General features: G+C 61.3%; 20 protein-coding genes. 10 read left to right on the top strand and 10 right to left on the bottom strand.

What is annotated here, in order from left to right:
• Positions 1–276 precede the first annotated feature (276 nt).
• The 4 genes from Q7T64_RS13640 to Q7T64_RS13625 all read right to left on the bottom strand — a co-directional run bounded on the left by Q7T64_RS13640 (position 277) and on the right by Q7T64_RS13625 (position 1,983).
• Complete coding sequence (locus tag Q7T64_RS13640; protein WP_304796720.1) at positions 277–423, bottom strand: entericidin A/B family lipoprotein; 147 nt, start codon at positions 421–423, stop codon at positions 277–279.
• A gap of 83 nt (positions 424–506) precedes the next feature.
• Positions 507–1,112 (bottom strand): hypothetical protein, encoded by a 606-nt coding sequence (locus Q7T64_RS13635; RefSeq protein WP_304796717.1) that lies wholly within the window; start codon positions 1,110–1,112, stop codon positions 507–509.
• Positions 1,109–1,477 (bottom strand): phage holin family protein, encoded by a 369-nt coding sequence (locus Q7T64_RS13630; RefSeq protein WP_304796714.1) that lies wholly within the window; start codon positions 1,475–1,477, stop codon positions 1,109–1,111. Before Q7T64_RS13630 ends, Q7T64_RS13635 begins: the two co-directional genes overlap by 4 nt.
• A 41-nt stretch (positions 1,478–1,518) precedes the next feature.
• Positions 1,519–1,983 (bottom strand): YqjD family protein, encoded by a 465-nt coding sequence (locus tag Q7T64_RS13625; RefSeq protein WP_304796711.1) that lies wholly within the window; start codon positions 1,981–1,983, stop codon positions 1,519–1,521.
• A gap of 418 nt (positions 1,984–2,401) precedes the next feature.
• Between Q7T64_RS13625 and Q7T64_RS13620 the strand changes: the two genes are divergently transcribed.
• The 4 genes from Q7T64_RS13620 to Q7T64_RS13605 all read left to right on the top strand — a co-directional run bounded on the left by Q7T64_RS13620 (position 2,402) and on the right by Q7T64_RS13605 (position 6,733).
• Positions 2,402–3,127 carry a cytochrome c4 gene (locus tag Q7T64_RS13620; RefSeq protein ID WP_304796708.1) on the top strand — a complete coding sequence of 242 codons (726 nt, stop codon included), beginning with the start codon at positions 2,402–2,404 and terminating at the stop codon, positions 3,125–3,127.
• A 5-nt stretch (positions 3,128–3,132) separates the two neighbouring features.
• On the top strand, positions 3,133–4,428 hold the full coding sequence (locus tag Q7T64_RS13615; RefSeq protein WP_304796723.1) for a cytochrome c: 1,296 nt from the start codon (positions 3,133–3,135) through the stop codon (positions 4,426–4,428).
• A 223-nt stretch (positions 4,429–4,651) separates the two neighbouring features.
• Entirely contained in the window at positions 4,652–6,064 is a 1,413-nt protein-coding gene (locus tag Q7T64_RS13610; protein WP_304796705.1) for a 3'-5' exonuclease family protein, read from the top strand.
• A 159-nt stretch (positions 6,065–6,223) separates the two neighbouring features.
• A complete protein-coding gene (locus Q7T64_RS13605; RefSeq protein ID WP_304796702.1) occupies positions 6,224–6,733 on the top strand; it encodes a GNAT family N-acetyltransferase in 510 nt (169 codons plus the stop codon).
• 87 nt (positions 6,734–6,820) lie between these two features.
• Here Q7T64_RS13605 and Q7T64_RS13600 read toward each other — a convergent pair whose 3' ends face one another.
• Together Q7T64_RS13600 and Q7T64_RS13595 are read right to left on the bottom strand one after the other, a co-directional pair.
• A complete protein-coding gene (locus Q7T64_RS13600; RefSeq protein ID WP_304796699.1) occupies positions 6,821–7,111 on the bottom strand; it encodes a hypothetical protein in 291 nt (96 codons plus the stop codon).
• A 78-nt stretch (positions 7,112–7,189) separates the two neighbouring features.
• The gene (locus Q7T64_RS13595; protein WP_304796696.1) at positions 7,190–7,765 is read right to left on the bottom strand and encodes a toxin-activating lysine-acyltransferase; all 576 of its coding nucleotides are present in this window, start codon (positions 7,763–7,765) and stop codon (positions 7,190–7,192) included.
• 335 nt (positions 7,766–8,100) lie between these two features.
• On the opposite strand from Q7T64_RS13595, the gene Q7T64_RS13590 reads away from it, so the two are divergent.
• Both Q7T64_RS13590 and Q7T64_RS13585 read left to right on the top strand, forming a co-directional pair.
• Positions 8,101–9,204: an AI-2E family transporter gene (locus Q7T64_RS13590; protein WP_304796694.1), complete on the top strand. Its 1,104-nt coding sequence runs from the start codon at positions 8,101–8,103 to the stop codon at positions 9,202–9,204.
• Between the two features lie 228 nt (positions 9,205–9,432).
• Positions 9,433–11,907, top strand: a complete 2,475-nt coding sequence (locus tag Q7T64_RS13585; protein WP_304796692.1) for an ATP-binding protein — start codon at positions 9,433–9,435, stop codon at positions 11,905–11,907.
• A gap of 51 nt (positions 11,908–11,958) precedes the next feature.
• On the opposite strand, the gene Q7T64_RS13580 is transcribed toward Q7T64_RS13585, so the two are convergent.
• Positions 11,959–12,645 carry a DUF4197 domain-containing protein gene (locus tag Q7T64_RS13580; RefSeq protein ID WP_304796689.1) on the bottom strand — a complete coding sequence of 229 codons (687 nt, stop codon included), beginning with the start codon at positions 12,643–12,645 and terminating at the stop codon, positions 11,959–11,961.
• A gap of 268 nt (positions 12,646–12,913) precedes the next feature.
• Between Q7T64_RS13580 and Q7T64_RS13575 the strand changes: the two genes are divergently transcribed.
• Positions 12,914–13,090, top strand: coding sequence for a hypothetical protein (locus Q7T64_RS13575; protein WP_304796687.1), 177 nt, complete (start codon positions 12,914–12,916; stop codon positions 13,088–13,090).
• 157 nt (positions 13,091–13,247) lie between these two features.
• Positions 13,248–13,964, top strand: a complete 717-nt coding sequence (locus tag Q7T64_RS13570) for a S4 domain-containing protein (protein ID WP_304796684.1) — start codon at positions 13,248–13,250, stop codon at positions 13,962–13,964.
• A gap of 67 nt (positions 13,965–14,031) precedes the next feature.
• Here the strand turns inward: Q7T64_RS13570 and Q7T64_RS13565 are convergent, their stop codons facing one another.
• Positions 14,032–14,370, bottom strand: coding sequence for a zinc ribbon domain-containing protein YjdM (locus Q7T64_RS13565; RefSeq protein WP_304796681.1), 339 nt, complete (start codon positions 14,368–14,370; stop codon positions 14,032–14,034).
• 148 nt (positions 14,371–14,518) lie between these two features.
• Here Q7T64_RS13565 and Q7T64_RS13560 point away from each other — a divergent pair, with 148 nt between their 5' ends.
• Positions 14,519–14,731 carry a CsbD family protein gene (locus tag Q7T64_RS13560; protein WP_304796677.1) on the top strand — a complete coding sequence of 71 codons (213 nt, stop codon included), beginning with the start codon at positions 14,519–14,521 and terminating at the stop codon, positions 14,729–14,731.
• A gap of 100 nt (positions 14,732–14,831) precedes the next feature.
• Here Q7T64_RS13560 and Q7T64_RS13555 read toward each other — a convergent pair whose 3' ends face one another.
• A complete protein-coding gene (locus Q7T64_RS13555; RefSeq protein ID WP_304796674.1) occupies positions 14,832–15,032 on the bottom strand; it encodes a hypothetical protein in 201 nt (66 codons plus the stop codon).
• On the opposite strand from Q7T64_RS13555, the gene Q7T64_RS13550 reads away from it, so the two are divergent.
• The gene (locus Q7T64_RS13550; protein ID WP_304796671.1) at positions 15,031–15,438 is read left to right on the top strand and encodes a DMT family transporter; all 408 of its coding nucleotides are present in this window, start codon (positions 15,031–15,033) and stop codon (positions 15,436–15,438) included. The genes Q7T64_RS13555 and Q7T64_RS13550 overlap by 2 nt on opposite strands.
• 367 nt (positions 15,439–15,805) lie before the next feature.
• Here the strand turns inward: Q7T64_RS13550 and Q7T64_RS13545 are convergent, their stop codons facing one another.
• Positions 15,806–16,831: a hypothetical protein gene (locus Q7T64_RS13545; RefSeq protein WP_304796668.1), complete on the bottom strand. Its 1,026-nt coding sequence runs from the start codon at positions 16,829–16,831 to the stop codon at positions 15,806–15,808.
• Between the last annotated feature and the right edge of the window lie 17 nt (positions 16,832–16,848).

Below are 16,848 nucleotides of genomic sequence, written 5' to 3'. Positions count from 1 at the left end.
TCGGGAATTTCTGCAACAAAACCCTGGGCCGGCCTTGGCGTGGGACGATTCATCTGCTTGTCGGGCGATGCAGCACAAGCATCCGGCCAGGCACGTTCTGTGCGGCAAGCCGTGCTTATCGATCAGACCCGGCGCAGCAGGAAAAATTCGGGGACTTGCACTTGAATTTGCGATTGGCGCAAAGCGACTTCGGCCAGCACAAAGGATGTGCGCCAGCGGGCCGCGGCGAGCCGCTGCCCACTGGCGCACGGATATTGCCGTTACGCCTTCAGGGGCTTACATTTTCTTTTGCGTGCTGGTCGCGGCATCCTGCACTTTCTCGCCGCCGCGCTCCACATCCTGCCCCATGCCGCGGAAGGTATTGCAGCCGGCCAGACCAGCCGTCAATGCAAGCAAGCCAATCAACGTAATCAGTTTTTTCATGATGGATCCCCAATGTAATTGAAAAGAGAAAAACGTTCTTCTTCGATGCCTGCTGCTGCTACAACCACGTCCCCTGTCGATTGTCATCGCTCGGCATGGCGCGGCGGGTGCGGGATGCGCTGGGCCTGTTGCCGCCGCTTCCACCAGGCGCTGGCAGCGCCTGCGGCACGCGCCAGCATGCGCATGCGTGCCGGGTCGCGCAGCAGCATCGACACCACGCCGGTGATGCCGGCCAGTGCCGCGCCGCCAAGCGCCTGCTGCCTGCCGGATGTCGCTTCATCGCGTCCCTGTGCCTGCGTGCGCATGGCAGGTGCGGCGCCGGCATCAGTTTGCCTGCGCTGCGGCTTGCGCTGGATGGTTTTCCTGATCGCGCCAATCCCGGGCGCAGAGCCGGCAGCATCGGCTATGCGGCGCGGGCCGATCACGGCCACGGCGACCAGGCTCGCCGTCACCCCGGCCACGGCATAAGGATGGCTGACGATCCAGCGCATGGTCCTGCTGCGCGGGAACGGGGCCGGCATGCCACGCAGATGGGACATGCGCTGCGCGTCGTCGCCGGCATGGCCGCTTCCAGCTTCATGGCGCGGCTGGTCGTATTGCGCCAGCATGCGCCGGTAGTCCGCCCGGCTGGAATGGATTTGTTCCAGCAGCGCCTGCCGCTCTTCTTCCAGCGAAATGGCGCGCTTCATAGGTTCTCTTTCACCAGGTCCACATCCTGTTTGAGTTCGGTGCGCAAGGTACTGAATGCCGATTCGCCCTTGGCGTGCTTGCGCGCCAGCCAGACTCCGGCCCCGGCAGCAGCCAGGTAGATTGCCACCACCGCCCACGCCGCAACCGGCATGTAGTCGGTGTTCCAGAAGCTCAGGATGATGGCAATGCCAAGGAACACCGCGGCCAGCAGGCCAAACACACCGGCTGCCGCAAAGCCAATCAATTGCAGGACCAGTTCGCGCCCCTGCAGCTTGAGTTCGATGCGCAGCAAGGCCATATAGTCGCCAATGCGGTCAAGCGCGATGGCCGAGATCTGCTTTGACTTTTTAATGGTTTCGAACATGGGCTGGCTCCTGGCAGGTTGCTGCTTGGCGGCTTGCTGTCTCAGTGGCGGCCGCCACGTATCAGCGCACCCACCAACAGGCCGAAACCGGCGGCGATTGCGACCGATTGCAGCGGCTTGTCCCTGACATAGTCGCTGGTGACATCCATGCCCTGGTTGAGTTGTGTGCGCGCCTGCTCGGCCACGCCGCGCGCGGCGCTGCGCATCGAACTGAACTTGACCATCATCTTGTCGCGCGCCTCGCCCAGTTCGCGGTCCGAGAGCACGGCGGCGCGCGATACCAGGTCATCGAGGTCCCGCTTCAGGTTCGACAGTTCGTCACGCAGCGATCCGCTTGGCACCGCGCTGCGCTGGTAGCCGGTGTCGGCCGACCATGCACCCGACTGCGCACCGGCCTGGCCGCCCGCACCCAGGCCGCCGATATCATCATAGTTTCCGGTGCCAGCCGAACCTGCGCTGGCGGGCATGCTGCCCTTGCTGCCACTGGATGGGTAATTCGTTTCCATACGACTCTCCTTGGTCTGGGTGTTCGTTGTGTTGCGCGCTGCGTATCAGGCTTTGCACGCAATCCTTCGTGCGGACTCCGACTGCAAGGGATGTGCCAGCAAGACAAGTTGCAGATCGCCGGCGGCCTTGTGCGCTGACTGGCGGGTGCGATGTCGCCTTGCTGTATGCCGGCCACAGGAAATTGCCGGTGTACCGGGTAAAAATTGCATTCCGTGCTGCGCCGCCGGTACAGGAACCGGCCGCCACAGCCGGCGCGTATCCCGCGGGACATGAGATACTGCGGGCCGCGCTGCCCGATTGCCGCATGCAGCCGATCCGCCGGCCCTGTCCTTGCTCGCCGTGTCATGCCGCCTGTCGCTGGCGCGGCGGACCGCACGCCGCGTGCACGGTATTTCAGTCATCAACATAATCAAGGCCGTGAAAAACTCATTCGTCATGTTGCTCCTGTTCGCTGCTGCTGCATTTGCGCTTGCGCAGACGCCAGCTGGCACGGCAGTCCCGATGCTGACGCCGGACAACACGATCGGCAAGCGCGTCGCCGCCTGCGTTGCCTGCCATAAAGTGGAAGACCAGGTCACGCGTGACGGTTACTTTCCGCGCATTGCCGGCAAGCCGGCTGGCTACCTGGCCAACCAACTGATCAATTTCAGGGAAGGGCGGCGACAATATCCCTTGATGACTTACATGGTGTCGCATCTGTCCGATGCGTATCTGCTGGAAATGGCCGAACACTTCGCGGCGATTCGCGCGCCTTATCCGCCGCCGGTTGCGGCCGCTGAAAGCGCCGCGGTGATGGCGCGTGGACGGCAACTGGCATTGGAGGGCGACCGGCAGCGCGATGTGCCTGCCTGCATCGCTTGCCATGGCGCCCGGCTGACCGGTATTGCGCCCACGCTGCCAGGCATCGTCGGCCTGCCCCGCGACTACCTGAATGCACAATTCGGCGCCTGGAAAAACCGCAGCCGGCAAGCGGCCAGGCCAGACTGCATGGCCGGCATTGTCGAGCGCCTGAGCGCTGCCGATGTCGGTGCGGTGTCGGCCTGGCTGTCCTCGCAAGCGGTTCCTGCCGACTCCCGGCCGGAACCGGCCCTGGCCGCCAGCTTGCCGTTGCGATGCGGAAGCGTAGCCGGAGGTGGCCAGTGAGTCGCTTGCGTATTCCTGTTCGCCCTCTGCTGTGGTGGCTGCTGGCAACGCTGTTGCTCACGCCGCTTGTGGTTCTGGTCTGGCAACTCGTGACTGATCCCGGGGGCGACCAGCCGTCGCCGCCGGTAGCCGATGCCAGCGAGCAGCGCAAGCGTGGCCAGTACCTGGCCCGTGCCGGCAACTGCATGGCCTGCCACACGGTGCGTGGCGGCGCCGATTATGCTGGCGGGCGCGGCATTCCGACCCCCTTTGGCGAACTGTTTTCACCCAATATCACGCCCGACGCCGAAACCGGAATCGGACGCTGGAGCGCCGACGATTTCTGGCGTGCAATGCACAATGGACGCGGCCGCAACGGCGAGTTCCTGTATCCCGCTTTTCCCTATCCCAACTACACCCGCGTCACGCGCGCCGATTCCGACGCCATCCATGCGTGGCTGCGCACGGTGCCCGCGGTGCACAGCCCGCGCAAGGAGCACACGCTGCGCTTCCCGTACAACCAGCGCTGGTTGCTGGCCGGCTGGCGCGCGCTGTATTTCCGGCCCGGGGTTTACCAGCCTGATCCGGCGCGTGCGCCCGACTGGAACCGTGGCGCCTACCTGGTGCAGGGCCTGGGGCACTGCAACGCCTGTCATGCCACCCGCAACCAGTTTGGCGCGACCAAGCTCAGTGGCGAACTGACCGGGGGATTGATCCCGATGCTGAACTGGTATGCGCCATCCCTGGCAACCGGCGCCGAAGGGCTGGCGCAATGGAGCAGCCGGGACCTGGTTGCCCTGCTGGCCACCGGCGTGTCTGACCGCGGCGCCGTATTCGGCCCGATGGCGGAGGTGGTGCGCGAAAGCCTGCAACACCTGAGCCATGCCGATATCCGGGCCATGGCCGATTACATGAAGTCGCTGCCGCAAGTCACGTCCGTCATGCCGCCTGCCGCGGCGATTGCGCGGCCGGAACAACGTGACGCCACCCTGAAGCTGGGCGCGGCGCTTTACGAGAAGCAGTGCGTGCAATGCCATCGGGCGGACGGTCGCGGCCAGCCGCCGGCCTTCCCGCCGCTGGTCGCAACCGGCGCCGTGATGACGCCGTCGCCCGTGAATGCGATCAGGATGGTGCTCAACGGCGGCTATCCGCCGAGCACGAGCGGCAACCCGCGGCCGTATGGCATGCCGCCGTATGGCCCGTTCATGAGCGACGCCGAAGTGGCGGCGGTGGTGTCCTATGTGAGGACCTCATGGGGTAACAAGGGCGCCGTGGTGTCGGCGGCCGAAGTGGCGCGAGCCAGGGCAGTGCCGGTGGAGTGAGCTGCGGGTCGGGCCATGGGCGGCTGTGCTTGCCTTGCTGCTATTGCGCCAGCCGGGGTTTCCCAGCATACTGTTTTTATATACAGCACCGTGCTGCGCCGCGTGGTGATTGCAGGCCCCTTTGCCTGCTGTCGGTGCGCGCATTCCCCGAACCCGGCCTGCTACCGCTCCTGATTCCGCTGCCGCACCTGTCCCTGCCACTCTCGTCGCTACCGCCCCCTTCATGCCAGCCCATCTGTCGTCCTTCCCCCGCCTCGCCTTTGTCGACCTTGAAACCACCGGCGGTACGCTGGCGACCGATCGCATCACCGAGGTCGGCATTGTCGAAGTCGACGAAGATGGCGTGCGCGAATGGAGCAGCCTGGTCAACCCGCAAATGCCGATACCGCCGTTCATACAGGGCCTGACCGGGATTTCCAACGAGATGGTGCGCGACGCACCGACCTTCGAACAATTGGCCGACGAGATTCACGCCCGTCTGGAAAACCGGATGTTCATCGCGCATAACGCTCGTTTCGACCATGGCTTCCTGAAGCAGGCGTTCGGGTTGACCGGCCACAATTTCCGGCCGTCGGTACTGTGCACCGTACGCCTGTCGCGCAAGCTGTACCCGCAGCATGAGCGGCACAACCTGGATTCCCTGGTTGCGCGGCATCAGTTGCAGGTGGCGCAGCGCCACCGCGCGCTGGGCGATGCGCAATTGATCTGGCAATTCTGGCAGCGTATCCACGCAGAGCATGACGCCGAGCTGGTGGCCGGGGTGATCACCGGGCTGACCAAGCGGCCCTCGCTGCCGTCGCGACTCGATCCGGCGGTGCTGGAGCGACTGCCCGCCACGCATGGGGTGTACCTGTTCTATGGCGCCAACGACTATCCGCTGTATATCGGCAAAGCCAACAACCTGCGGCGGCGGGTGCTGGCGCATTTCAGCGGCGACCATGCCTCCGATCGTGAGCTGCAGCTGTGCCAGCAGACCGAGCGTGTGGAATGGATAGAGACCGCCGGTGAACTCGGTGCGCTGTTGCAGGAAGCACTGCTGGTCAAGCAGCGCATGCCCGCGCAAAACAGGCAATTGCGGCAAAGCGAAGAATTATGCGCGTGGCGTTTGCTGCACCGGGCCGGAAGCTTGAAGCCGATGCTGGCGCGTCCGGACGACCTGTTCTTTGCGCATGACAGCCAACTGTATGGCTTGTTCACCAGTAGCCGGGCGGCGTCGCAGGCCTTGCAATCCATTGCCGAGGCGAACAAGTTGTGTCCGGTGCTGCTCGGCCTGGAAAAAGCCCGTGCCGGCCGCCCTTGCTTTGCCAGCCAGGTTGGCAAGTGCAGCGGCGCTTGTGCCGGGCATGAAGAGCTCGCCGTGCACGACCTGCGCCTGGCGGCGGCCCTGGAGGGCATGCGCCTGCAAGCCTGGCCGTATGCCGGACCGATCGGTATCCGGGAGGGCGATGTCACGCACGTGCTCGACGGCTGGGCTTATGTTGGCACTGGCCGCGATGCCGATGAGCTGGCGCAACTGCTGGCGCGTGGACAGCCGCCGTTTGATCGCGATGTGTACCAGATACTGCAAAAGTGGCTGCCAAAACTGGGGCCGCGGATCGTGTTGCTGCAAGCTGGGGTGGAACTGGTAGCGGGGTAATGCGCGCTGCATTGACCACCAATCGAAATACCCATCTGCCAATCGAACGCGCGACACGCGGGACGGCATCGCTCCTCAACATTCCTTGTTCCACGGCATCGGCCAATTTATTTTTCTCCCCGCCACTGTCCATGCATAAGCTGATCATTGAGGAGAAAGATGAAAGTGCGCTATGCAACCACCGGCGACGTGCGAGCGATTGCCGACCTGGGCCGCCGCATCCATGCGGAGACCCGGTTCGCCGCTTACGACTACAGCTTGATACGGGTGACTGAAAGCCTGCGCAACATCATCGACTTCGGACAGAATGAAAAGGGTACCCATTGCGTACTCATCGCGGAAGACGATGCGGGCGAAGTCGCCGGCTTGCTCATTGGCATGATCAGCAAGCCCCTGTTTTCCGACCAGTCCGTCGCTGGCGTGCTGGTCTACTACGTATTCAAGGACAAGCGGATGAGGGGCGCGGGTTTCAAGCTGCTCTGGTCATTCCGGAAATGGGCGGAAAAATGCTCTGCATTCGAGATTTGCGTGAATATCCACAATGGCGCCCAGATCCAGCGAACCGATCGCTTCCTGACGCGGCTTGGGTTCCGGCACACCGGGGGAAATTACAGCCTGCAAGGCAAGAGCGAAAGACCCTACGGCGTGCCGGCGCCGTACGATGACTGAGGACGACATCCCTGGCCGGCGCCGGACCAGCGCAGCGCAGGAACGCAGCGCGCACCCCGGCAATGCGCCCACGCCCGGCCGCTGGGCTCAAACCTGCGCCGACACTACGTATCCGGGCCCCAGTTCGTTTCTCAGCCTCTCTACCAGTTGATATCCTTCCAGTTGGAACTCGGCTTCGGCATTCGCGTTACGGAAGCCCGAGTTGGCGGGATCATTCATGTCGAGCGTCCTGTCATAAGCGCATGCCCATTTTTCAAGTCGCAATTGAAGCGCCATTGATATGGGCAGCTCGCCCGGATCGATCGCTTCATATCCGTCAGGCGACAGATACCAAAGCGGGTGGCATAGATAGTCGGCCATTAACCTGATATTCGTCATTTCACACCTCGTCGATGATGTGTTGCAGAGTCAAATTTGTCGACCTGGCCGGGTTACGATCACAGCGCTGGTTCATTTTCACAGCGCCACCGGACGAGTGTCGCCCGGATGCGCCAGCGGATTGGCTTCAAACCAGATCTGCGCGTCGTCGGGTAACACGGCACTGCCACGAAAGCGCATGATCTTGACTCCGCGCTGATCTTCCCGGTGATAGAACATGCGCCCCATCCATTGCCGGAACAGCCGCCGGCGGACGATGCGCGCCAGCGTCTGGGTATGGCCGAAAGGCGCTACCCAGTCGACGATCCACAGGCGGTTCCCGCTATCCCAATCGGCAGCTGGCATCAGTGCCGAATGCCGCTGCAAATAGCGGGCTTCGGCCTGAAGGTCGAACTTGGCCCAGGACATATAGAACAGCGGCTTCCCGGCCTGGGATCCCAGCACGAACTGCCGTCGCTCTATGGCCGGCAACAGCAGGGAGGGCAGGGTATGCACCGGCAGGTTCCGGTGCACCGGCGAATGCATCCATAGCCAGATCGTGGCGCCAAGCACTTCGGCCTGGTTCCAGTTGCGCTCTGTCATGCCAGGCGCGACCAGGTCCAGCTTGGGACGCCTTTCCCTGTCGCATGCTTCCGTGGTCTTGTAGTTATGCATAAGCATGTCTCCTGAAAAATGCGCAGAACCGGTATTGCCTGCTATGCCGCCACATGCCGCCACCCGGATCCTCATGGTCAACGGCTATGCCCGGATGAACACGGCGTCGCAAGCCCGGTAGCCCGCGTCGCCGATAGTCGCGGAGGTGACGGATAATCAGCGTGGAATAATCCGCCCCCTGGTTTGCTAAATAAACGATTGTTGGGATGAATTTTTTTGCCGTTCCGCATGCGTACCAAGTGGTCGAAAAGCGGCAATGAGCGGACGAAGATCAGCAACTGCATATCGCGCTTGATTGAATTAGTGCAGGCTTGCCTGGGCAGTCCTGTGGAATAATGCGCCCATCATCAGCGGCATTGGCCCACGGCTTTTCAAGGAGTCTTCCCCTGAACTTTTATACCAAGGTCTTTGCTGTTGCCGTCGCTGTCCTGTGCGCGCTCGCGCTGTACGGCATCCTGTCGCCGTTCTGGGATGCGCTGGCCTGGGGCATCAGCCTGGCTTTCCTGCTCACGCCCACCCATCGCTGGCTCACGCGCGAGCTCAAGGGGCGCGCCAATGCTTCGGCCGGGATCATCACCTTCCTGATGCCGCTTTTGTTGGCCGGTCCGGTGCTCGGGCTCGGTGCGGTATTCGCCAAGCAGGCGGCGGATGTCGCCACCCGCCTGCAACAGCTTCCGCCAAACCTGAACATCAGCCTGCTGCAGCGCCTGGAGTCGCTGCCGCTGCTGGGCAGCCTGTCGCGCTTCCTGCGCGATCATATCGCCGCCACCACGGAGCAGATCGAAGGCTGGCTGGTCAAGGGCGCGCAGATGGTGTTGCAGTCCCTGGCGGGCAAGGGTGGCGATTTCGTGCTTGGCGCGGTCGGTACGGTGATCCACTTTTTCATGATGTTGTTCCTGCTGTTTTTCTTGCTGCGCGATGGACGCCAGATGCTTGACCGGGCGGTGCGGCTGGTACCGATGGAATCGAGGCGCAAGACCGAATTGCTCAAGCTCATTGGCGATACCACGCGTGCCGTGATTTTTGGCGTGGTACTGACTGCGTTGTCGCAGGGTGCGCTGGTGGCGATCGGTTTCGCGATTGCCGGCTTGCCCTCAGCGGTCCTGTATGGCGTGGTGACAGCGGTTTGCGCACTGTTGCCGGTGGGCGGGGCGGCGCTGGTGTGGATACCGGCAGTCATCTACCTGGCCCTTACCTCGGATTGGGGCTGGGCAATTTTCATGCTGGTCTGGGGCTCGGGCGTGTCGGTGATCGACAACGTATTGCGCCCGCTGCTGGTTTCTTCACAGGCGCCGGTGTCGACGCTGGCCGTGTTCGTCGGCGTCATTGGCGGCATCTCCGCGTTCGGCATGATCGGCCTGATCATCGGGCCGGTGGTGCTGACGGTGGTCGTGGCCTTGCTGCGCTTCCTGGATGAGGCCGTGTCCCGGCCGCGCTGAGCCTTGCTCCGTGTTTGAAAGGGGTGCGGCAATCCCATGCCTGCCGCGCTGCCAGCTTTCTGCGGCAGGGTGGTTCTCCCTGTTCGGCATTGCCAGTGGGCAGCTACCTAACGCTGAGGCGCTTGCTCATCGGGCCAGTGTTGGGTATTGTTGTCGGCTCGCCGCCGACAATGGTGGATTTCGCAAGGTGTTCACGCTTCATTCCTTAACGGTCTTCGCCATCACTCCATGCTTCCTCTTTCTGTCTATCAATCCGTATTCGATAGTGCTACCGGAAGTGAATGCCTGGTGTCGCCCACGGCGGACGCGATTATCCTTGCTGTCAATGATGCATTCCTGCGCAGCGCCGGCTGCAAGCGGGAGGATTTGCTTGGCGTGAGCCTGCTGGCGGTATTTCCCGGTGGCCTGGAGCCAGGGTTCCAGGCCGCCACGGTCGACCTGGCTGCCTCGCTGGCACGGGTGATCGCCACCGGCAAGCCGGATACGCTGACGCTGCAGTGCGATTCAAACCGGTTTGCCACGACAGCAGTTACCGAACGGCTTCAGGTTTGCTATTGCCAGGTAATCAATACGCCGATCTTCGATGCAAATGGCCAGATCAACTGCATTTCGCATCGCACGGCGGATGTGACGCAGGCCTTGCGCAATGAAGAGAAATTGCGCCTGAGTACCGAGCGCCAGGCATTCCAGCTGGCGCTTGCCGACCGCCTGCGCTTCCTGGCGTCGGCCGAAGATATCCTTGCAGCAGCCAGCGAAATGATCGCGCAGCACATGGGGATCACGCGGGTCTCGTATGGCGAGGTCGATGATGCAAAGGGCACATTCCTGATCCGCAACGACTGGAGCGGCGATGGCTTTCCGGACATTGCAGGAGTCGTCAGGCAGCTCGATGAGTTCGGCCCCGAGGTGGTTGCTGCGCTGCGCATGCGTGAGCCGATGGTGGTGAATGATATCCGGCAAGATCCGCGCACCGCGCAGCATGCAGATGCCTATGCCAGCCTGCACATCCGGGCCAATATGGCGATACCGCTGGTCAAATCGGGGCGGCTGGTGGCGATCCTGAGCCTGCAACATGCCGCGCCGCGTCAGTGGAGCGCCAACGACATCGGCGTGGCGTATTTTGTAGCCGAGCGGACCTGGGCTTCGCTCGAAAGCGCCCGTGCGCAGGCCGATCTGCGCGCAGAACGGGACCAGAGCCAGTATATTTTCGACAGCATGGTGGAGGGCTTTGCGCTGATCGATGCGGACTGGATCATGCGGCAGATGAACGTAGTGGGGCTGCACATGATGCGGCTGACGGCAGCGCAGGTGATTGGCCGCAAGCTGTGGGATATCTGGCCGGAAGCGCGCGGCACCGCAGTCGAGGACTTGTACCGGCGGGTCAGGCAGAACGGCCTGCCTGAAACGCTGGAATTCTATCGGGTGTATCCGGACATGAGCGGGTCCTGGATCGAGCTCCGGGCCAATCCGGCGATGAATGGTGGCCTGGCTGTATTCCAGCGCGACATTACGGCGCGCAAGCGCGCCGAGGAAAAACTGCGCGTCGCAGACCGCCGCAAGGATGAGTTCCTGGCCATGCTGGCGCATGAGCTGCGCAACCCGCTGGCGCCGATCAGTGCCGCCGCCGAATTGTTGCAGTCCATGAAGTTCGATGAATCAGCAGTGCGGGAAACCAGCGCAATCATCACGCGCCAGGTCGGCCACATGACGGCGCTGGTGGATGACCTGCTGGATGTTTCGCGCGTCACCCGAGGCCTGATCAAGCTCAAGCGCATTCCGGTGGAGCTGGGCGATATCGTGGCCGACGCCATCGAGCAGGCCACGCCACTGATCCAGGCCCGGCATCACCACCTGAGGCTGCAACTGGCGCCCGGCAACCCGATGGTGACGGGCGACGAAATGCGGCTGGTGCAGATCGTTGCCAACCTGCTCAATAACGCTGCCAAATACACACCAGAAGGCGGCAACATCCTGGTCAGGACCGAGGAGCGTGGCGCGCAGGTCATCCTGGAGGTCAGTGACGACGGTATCGGCATGGCGCCCACTTTTGCCTTGCAGGTGTTTGACTTGTTTGCGCAAGCGGAGCGCACATCGGATCGGTCTCTGGGTGGGCTGGGGCTGGGGCTGGCGCTGGTAAAAAGCCTGGTGGAACTGCACGGCGGGACGGTGACTTGCCACAGTGAGGGCATTGGCTGCGGCAGTCGCTTCATCGTGCGCCTGCCGCGCCTGGCCGAGCGGGTGCGCAGCCTGAGCAGGGTTGGCGCCGATGGAGTGGCGTACCCCGCCACACGAGCTTTGCGGGTGCTGGTGGTGGATGACAATGTCGATGCCGCAGCGATGCTGGAAATGCTGCTCGAAGCGCTTGGCCACGAGGTGCAGGTTGAACATGGCTCCCTGGCCGCGCTAAAGCGCGCGCAAGCCACCAGGTTCGACGTTTACCTGGTGGATATCGGCCTGCCTGAAATGGATGGCAATCAATTGGTGCGGCTACTGCGCGCCGATCCGGCAACAGCCAACGCGCTGATGATTGCAGTGACCGGTTACGGGCAGCAGAGCGACCGCGCGCGGGCGCTGGATGCCGGCTTTGACGAGCACCTGGTCAAGCCCCTCGATACGAAACGGTTGACTGCGATATTGGCGCAAGCAGAGCGGGCACGCACAGCGCACGAAAGCCAGGCCGCCCCAACAACGCCGGCAAGCTAAGCCAAACGCCACAGGCAAGCCTTTGCTGCCGATGCGCCTGGCGCAAGGGGGTCAGCGAACCGCGCTGAAAACCTTGCCGATGATTTTGCTGCCGCTGCCAAGCGGATCGCTGCGGATTGCCTTTTCTTCGTCACCGATGACTTTGAACAGCCCATCCAGTGCGCGCTGCGTCACATACTCTTCCACCGACAATTGTTGCGACAGGCCAAGCCTGGAGACCTGCCCCATGACGCTATTGTATTTTCCCGAGAGATCGGAACGGTCGGTGACGCCTTTGACGATCGGCAGGAATTTCATGGCAAGCTCGGCCGATGTCTTGTTGCGAAAGAAATTCGTGACCGAGGTGTCGCCGCCAGTCAGTATCTGCTTGGCATCGGTCACCGACATCGACTTCACGGCGTTCAGGAGCAGGGGCTTTGCCATCGGCACTGCAGCTTCAGCGGCATGGTTCATGGCGACCACGAGTTCATCGAGCTGTTGCCCTCGTCCGGTCATTTGCAACAGCGGGCGCGCTTGCTCCAGTATCGGCGGCAACTTGATCCTGACTTGCTCGTTATTCAGGAAACCGTTGGCAATGCCGAGTTTTCCGACGGCGGCGACCGAACCCTTTTCCAGCGCAGCCTTGAGTCCGCTGGCGGCATCGGCATTGGAAATGTCGGCCAGCGTGAACGCCATGGCGCCCGATGTGACCAGGCACATTGCAATGAGGACGGTTCTGGCAGGGGCGAAGATGGACATGGGTGGCTCCGGAAATTCGGTAGTTTGACAGGTGAAATGTCGATGCTGGTAATCGATCATGGGCAGTCTACGCGACGACAGGCGTTTGGCGCCAGCAACACCGCTGTCCTTCCAGGCATGGGGCCAGCAATATCCGATGCCGCACCCCCTTGCCCGCTCTGCACGTTCCTGGTCAGTGTCGGATGAACTATCCCGGGCGATAAATTGTCCTATTGCCATAGTTCGCACTTTGGCATGCGAGCACCAAACCACTCTCAAGGGGACGAAGATGAGCCAGCAAGCGGATGCCGAGGAAATGAAACGGCGCGAATTGGAGGATCGTGCAAAGCGGCCCCTGATCGTGCATGAAACCGTGCCGGGCGAGGCCCCGATCGTGACCGACGGCGATAATGCCAAGGCGAAAGAGAAGGCACAGAAAAGTACGTCGGACGAGGATTTGTGCTGATCGCCCGGGACTGCGCCTGATGCGCGCATTCATGGCGGCTGATGCTGATGCTGGTGCGGGTCTGCCGATGGCCGCCAAAGGCGCCGGATTTCGCCGATACCGTAGCGCCGGGACGGCGACAGGGTAGACTGTGCGGCCCTAGGTATCCAAGGCAGTCATGTCCGAAACAATCCGTCTGGCCAAACGCGTGGCTGAAGTATTTGAATGTTCGCGCACGCAGGCCGTGCAATATATCGAGAGTGGCAACGTTGAAGTCGATGGCGTTGTCGTTGATGAACCCGGCGCTCGGGTGGCGCCTGATGCGCGCATTTCGCTGCTGCCCAATGCGAAGCTGGCGCCGGTCGAGCCGATCACGATCCTGTTCCACAAGCCCGCAGGCATGCCAGCCGCCGATGCGGTGGAATTGTTCGTGCCGGACAATCAGTCGCCGGAAGACCATTCCGGCATTCGCTTCCTGCGCCGCCACAAGAACGGGCTGGAACTGCTCGATCCGCTGGAAGCCGCTGCCAGCGGCCTGATGGTGTTGAGTCAGGACTTCTACGTCAAGCGCAAACTGACCGATGACCTGATGCGCGTCGAGCAGGAGTACGTGGTCGAGGTTGCCAATGAAATCATCCCCGATGGCCTGGCCTTGCTCAACCGCAGCATCACTTTCAACGGCAAGCAGATACCAAAGATCAGGGCTAGCTGGCAGAGCGAAACGACATTGCGCTTTGCGATGAAGTCTGCATCGTCGGCGCGCGCCATCGCCCATCTTTGCGAGAAAGTCGGCCTGTCGATTGTCTCGATCAAGCGCCTGCGCATGGGGCGCCTGCCGATTGCCGGTGTTGCACCCGGGCAGTGGCGCTACCTGACCCGTTTCGAAGAGTTCTGACGGCAACGCATCGGATACCGGGGAAGGTCGCGCTTGCGCCTGCCCCTGCCGCCCTGGCCGGATACTGCTAGACCTTCTTCACGAACGCGGACTTCAGCGCCATCTGTCCGACGCCGTCGATCTTGCAGTCGATGTCATGGTCGCCTTCGACCAGGCGGATGTTCTTGACCTTGGTTCCCACCTTGACCACCAGCGACGAGCCCTTCACTTTCAAGTCCTTGGTCACCGACACGGTGTCGCCGTCCTGCAGCACGTTGCCGTTGGCGTCTTTCACGACCCGTTTTTCTTCCGTCGCCTGGGCCGCCACGGCAAACCATTCATGCGCGCATTCGGGGCAGATCAGCATGCCCTTGTCTTCGTAGGCGTAGGCCGAGTTGCACTTAGGGCAGTTGGGTAATGCCGTCATCGATTGTTCCTGGCTGGATGGAAAGTGGGGTTAGGCCCTGGTCCCTTATGCGGACCGGGCGCGCGGCCCTTGCTCGCGTTGAACCAAATTTTTCCGGGGCCTTCTAATTGATGCTTCATTGATAAACTTTCTGCATGGAGAATGAAAAATGAATTGGGATATTGTCGAAGGAAACTGGATGCAGTTCAAGGGCAAGGTGAAAGAGCAGTGGGGCAAGCTCACTGACGATCAGTTGGATAATATTGCAGGCAAGCGCGACCAGCTTACCGGGAAAATCCAGGAAGCCTATGGAATAGAGAAAGACGAGGCAGAAAAGCAGATCAAGGCATTTGAAGACCGCAACCAGGATTACCGCCACTGAGCGTGGCATCGACTCCATTGCAGGTCACCTGCCTGACTTGGTTGTCTGACGCATACGTTTGGGCCACGCATTGCCGGACCGCCGGCCATGCGTGGCTTTTTCATGGCGAGCGTCCTTCTGCCCCTTTTTCGTTCCTGCTATTGAGAAAAATTCGACTGATGAAACCGCTTTGCTCGTCGGGAGAATTATCAATCCGAGCGTGATAGCATCGACGCTTTCGGAACTGAATCAATACAAGAATAATGATATCAACCAGATTGTTATTGTGGGCGGCACTGGCCGGCGCATTCATCCCGGTCATGGCGATTCTTAATGGACGATTGGGAAGGGCGATCGGAGAAGGGGTGCATGCCCCGGTCGTGCTGTTCGGTGTCAGCGCCGTGTTCTCCCTGGCTTGCGCGCTCTTTTTCACCAGGTCGCTGCCCGACTTGCAAGCGTTCGGCAATATCAGGCCAATCGACTATCTCGGTGGCGTCATTGTTGGCTTTTATGTATTGAGCGCCACGCTGCTTGCTCCCAGGATCGGCGTTGCCAATTTCATCGTCTGTGCCGTTTCCGCCCAGATCATTGTTTCCGTCGTGATCGATAACTTTGGACTTTTGGGGGCCGCAGTCCGGCCGGTGAGCCTTACCAAACTGCTTGGCGTGGGCTTGCTGATCGTGGGCCTGGTGATTACCCAGGTGGCGGATGCGAAATCGCGCGGATGAACCTTGACCTGGCATGATCCAGGTCAAATTGCGACTCCCCTGCTTAAACCATCCGGGTTCGCACAGGTGCAAAATCTCATCTCATCAGTGGATTCCATGAGGAGAACGAGATGTCCGGCTGTTTGGCACCGAGCAGGAGCGCGATGACGCGATCGCGTCGGTCCGGCAGAACGGCAGTACCGATGTCATCAAGGAAATGATGGGCGTACCGCCGCCGGCGAACTCCCCGGGTGGAGAGAAGCGGGTTTGATCCCGGTGCGCTGTCAGAGCGCACTCCCGCAGGAGAGAATGCAAAAAAAGAAAGCCTGTTTCCAGGCTTTCTTTCTTGATGCCACTACCGTGTGCAGCCCGGTCCGGGCCGCATTGCTTACTTGTTGGCGTAGGCGTAGGCCGTTTCCAGCGTCTGGATCATCTGGGTGTTGATGTTCAGGAAATTGGCCAACTGGGTCGTGACCTTGTTGTACATGTCCTGCTTGGCGTTGTCCTTCATCTGCGACAGTTCGTCCAGGTAGCCGAAAGGCGCCGGCACGTCGAAGCTGCCCAGGCTGACTGTCTTGCTGCGGTCATAACGCCTGACCTTGGCCCAGACCGACATGTTGATCGAGCTGGTCTTCACGTCGTTGATGCGCACGCACAGGAATGCCCAGTTCGAAATGACCGGCAGGCAGAGCATGTCCTCGTTGTCGCCCTGCGACTCGCGGATGCGCTTGACGATGTTGAGGTTGGTCGGATTGTCGTCGCTCCATTTGATGTAGGAGTTGTACTGGAACCGGTCTTCGACGGACAGGCCATTTTGCGCGGTATCCATCAGGTCCGGGTAATACATCAAAGTGAAGCCGACACCGACATGCCGTTCCCGGTTCTTGAATCCCAGCTTTTCGGTTTTGCTTTTCCCGGCCAGCTTAATCCCGTTCTGCTTGAAGTATTGGTAGGCTTCATAGCGGATCTTCATTTGCGCGACGACCTGCACCAGTTGGCAGAAATTCGCTTTCTGCTGCTTGTACTGGTCGGCGTTGAACTTGGCGCCGAGCACCCTGCTGAATTTCATCACCTCGTCATTGGTGGTCTGCACGCGGTCGCTACCGCAACGCGAGGCTGCGATCTTGAATGTCTTGGCCAGCACGTCCTGTGCCGTGACGTCATTGATCGGCGCCGATGCCCAATTGACGGTGCCATCCGGATTCTGGGCTGTCGGCACAAAAGGTTGCGCCCACTGGTATGTGGTATAGACATCGTTCAGGGTCTTGGCGCCGCCGGCTTGCTGGTAATAAGTCTGCAGCATGGCGGCGGCATCGTCGGCCGGCGCCGCGTGTGCCAGCGATCCGATTGAGAGTGCGAAAGTACTCGTCACGGCAGCGACGAATGGCAATCCTCTTTTTGATTTTTCGTACATTTTTTTCCCCTGTATTT

Source organism: Lacisediminimonas sp. (assembly GCF_030645335.1).
Taxonomy (GTDB): Bacteria; Pseudomonadota; Gammaproteobacteria; order Burkholderiales; family Burkholderiaceae_D; genus Lacisediminimonas.
The sequence above is the reverse complement of the archived record's forward strand: the minus strand, read 5'-3'. Positions and strand labels throughout refer to the sequence as shown.

Bases quoted from the DNA above. Each gene is read 5' to 3' on its own strand.
- Q7T64_RS13640 (WP_304796720.1), bottom strand. From the start codon at position 423: ATGAAAAAACTGATTACGTTGATTGGCTTGCTTGCATTGACGGCTGGT.
- Q7T64_RS13635 (WP_304796717.1), bottom strand. From the start codon at position 1,112: ATGAAGCGCGCCATTTCGCTGGAAGAAGAGCGGCAGGCGCTGCTGGAA.
- Q7T64_RS13630 (WP_304796714.1), bottom strand. From the start codon at position 1,477: ATGTTCGAAACCATTAAAAAGTCAAAGCAGATCTCGGCCATCGCGCTT.
- Q7T64_RS13625 (WP_304796711.1), bottom strand. From the start codon at position 1,983: ATGGAAACGAATTACCCATCCAGTGGCAGCAAGGGCAGCATGCCCGCC.
- Q7T64_RS13610 (WP_304796705.1), top strand. From the start codon at position 4,652: ATGCCAGCCCATCTGTCGTCCTTCCCCCGCCTCGCCTTTGTCGACCTT.
- Q7T64_RS13605 (WP_304796702.1), top strand. From the start codon at position 6,224: ATGAAAGTGCGCTATGCAACCACCGGCGACGTGCGAGCGATTGCCGAC.
- Q7T64_RS13600 (WP_304796699.1), bottom strand. From the start codon at position 7,111: ATGACGAATATCAGGTTAATGGCCGACTATCTATGCCACCCGCTTTGG.
- Q7T64_RS13595 (WP_304796696.1), bottom strand. From the start codon at position 7,765: ATGCATAACTACAAGACCACGGAAGCATGCGACAGGGAAAGGCGTCCC.
- Q7T64_RS13590 (WP_304796694.1), top strand. From the start codon at position 8,101: ATGCGCCCATCATCAGCGGCATTGGCCCACGGCTTTTCAAGGAGTCTT.
- Q7T64_RS13585 (WP_304796692.1), top strand. From the start codon at position 9,433: ATGCTTCCTCTTTCTGTCTATCAATCCGTATTCGATAGTGCTACCGGA.
- Q7T64_RS13580 (WP_304796689.1), bottom strand. From the start codon at position 12,645: ATGTCCATCTTCGCCCCTGCCAGAACCGTCCTCATTGCAATGTGCCTG.
- Q7T64_RS13575 (WP_304796687.1), top strand. From the start codon at position 12,914: ATGAGCCAGCAAGCGGATGCCGAGGAAATGAAACGGCGCGAATTGGAG.
- Q7T64_RS13570 (WP_304796684.1), top strand. From the start codon at position 13,248: ATGTCCGAAACAATCCGTCTGGCCAAACGCGTGGCTGAAGTATTTGAA.
- Q7T64_RS13565 (WP_304796681.1), bottom strand. From the start codon at position 14,370: ATGACGGCATTACCCAACTGCCCTAAGTGCAACTCGGCCTACGCCTAC.
- Q7T64_RS13560 (WP_304796677.1), top strand. From the start codon at position 14,519: ATGAATTGGGATATTGTCGAAGGAAACTGGATGCAGTTCAAGGGCAAG.
- Q7T64_RS13550 (WP_304796671.1), top strand. From the start codon at position 15,031: ATGGCGATTCTTAATGGACGATTGGGAAGGGCGATCGGAGAAGGGGTG.
- Q7T64_RS13555 (WP_304796674.1), bottom strand. From the start codon at position 15,032: ATGACCGGGATGAATGCGCCGGCCAGTGCCGCCCACAATAACAATCTG.
- Q7T64_RS13545 (WP_304796668.1), bottom strand. From the start codon at position 16,831: ATGTACGAAAAATCAAAAAGAGGATTGCCATTCGTCGCTGCCGTGACG.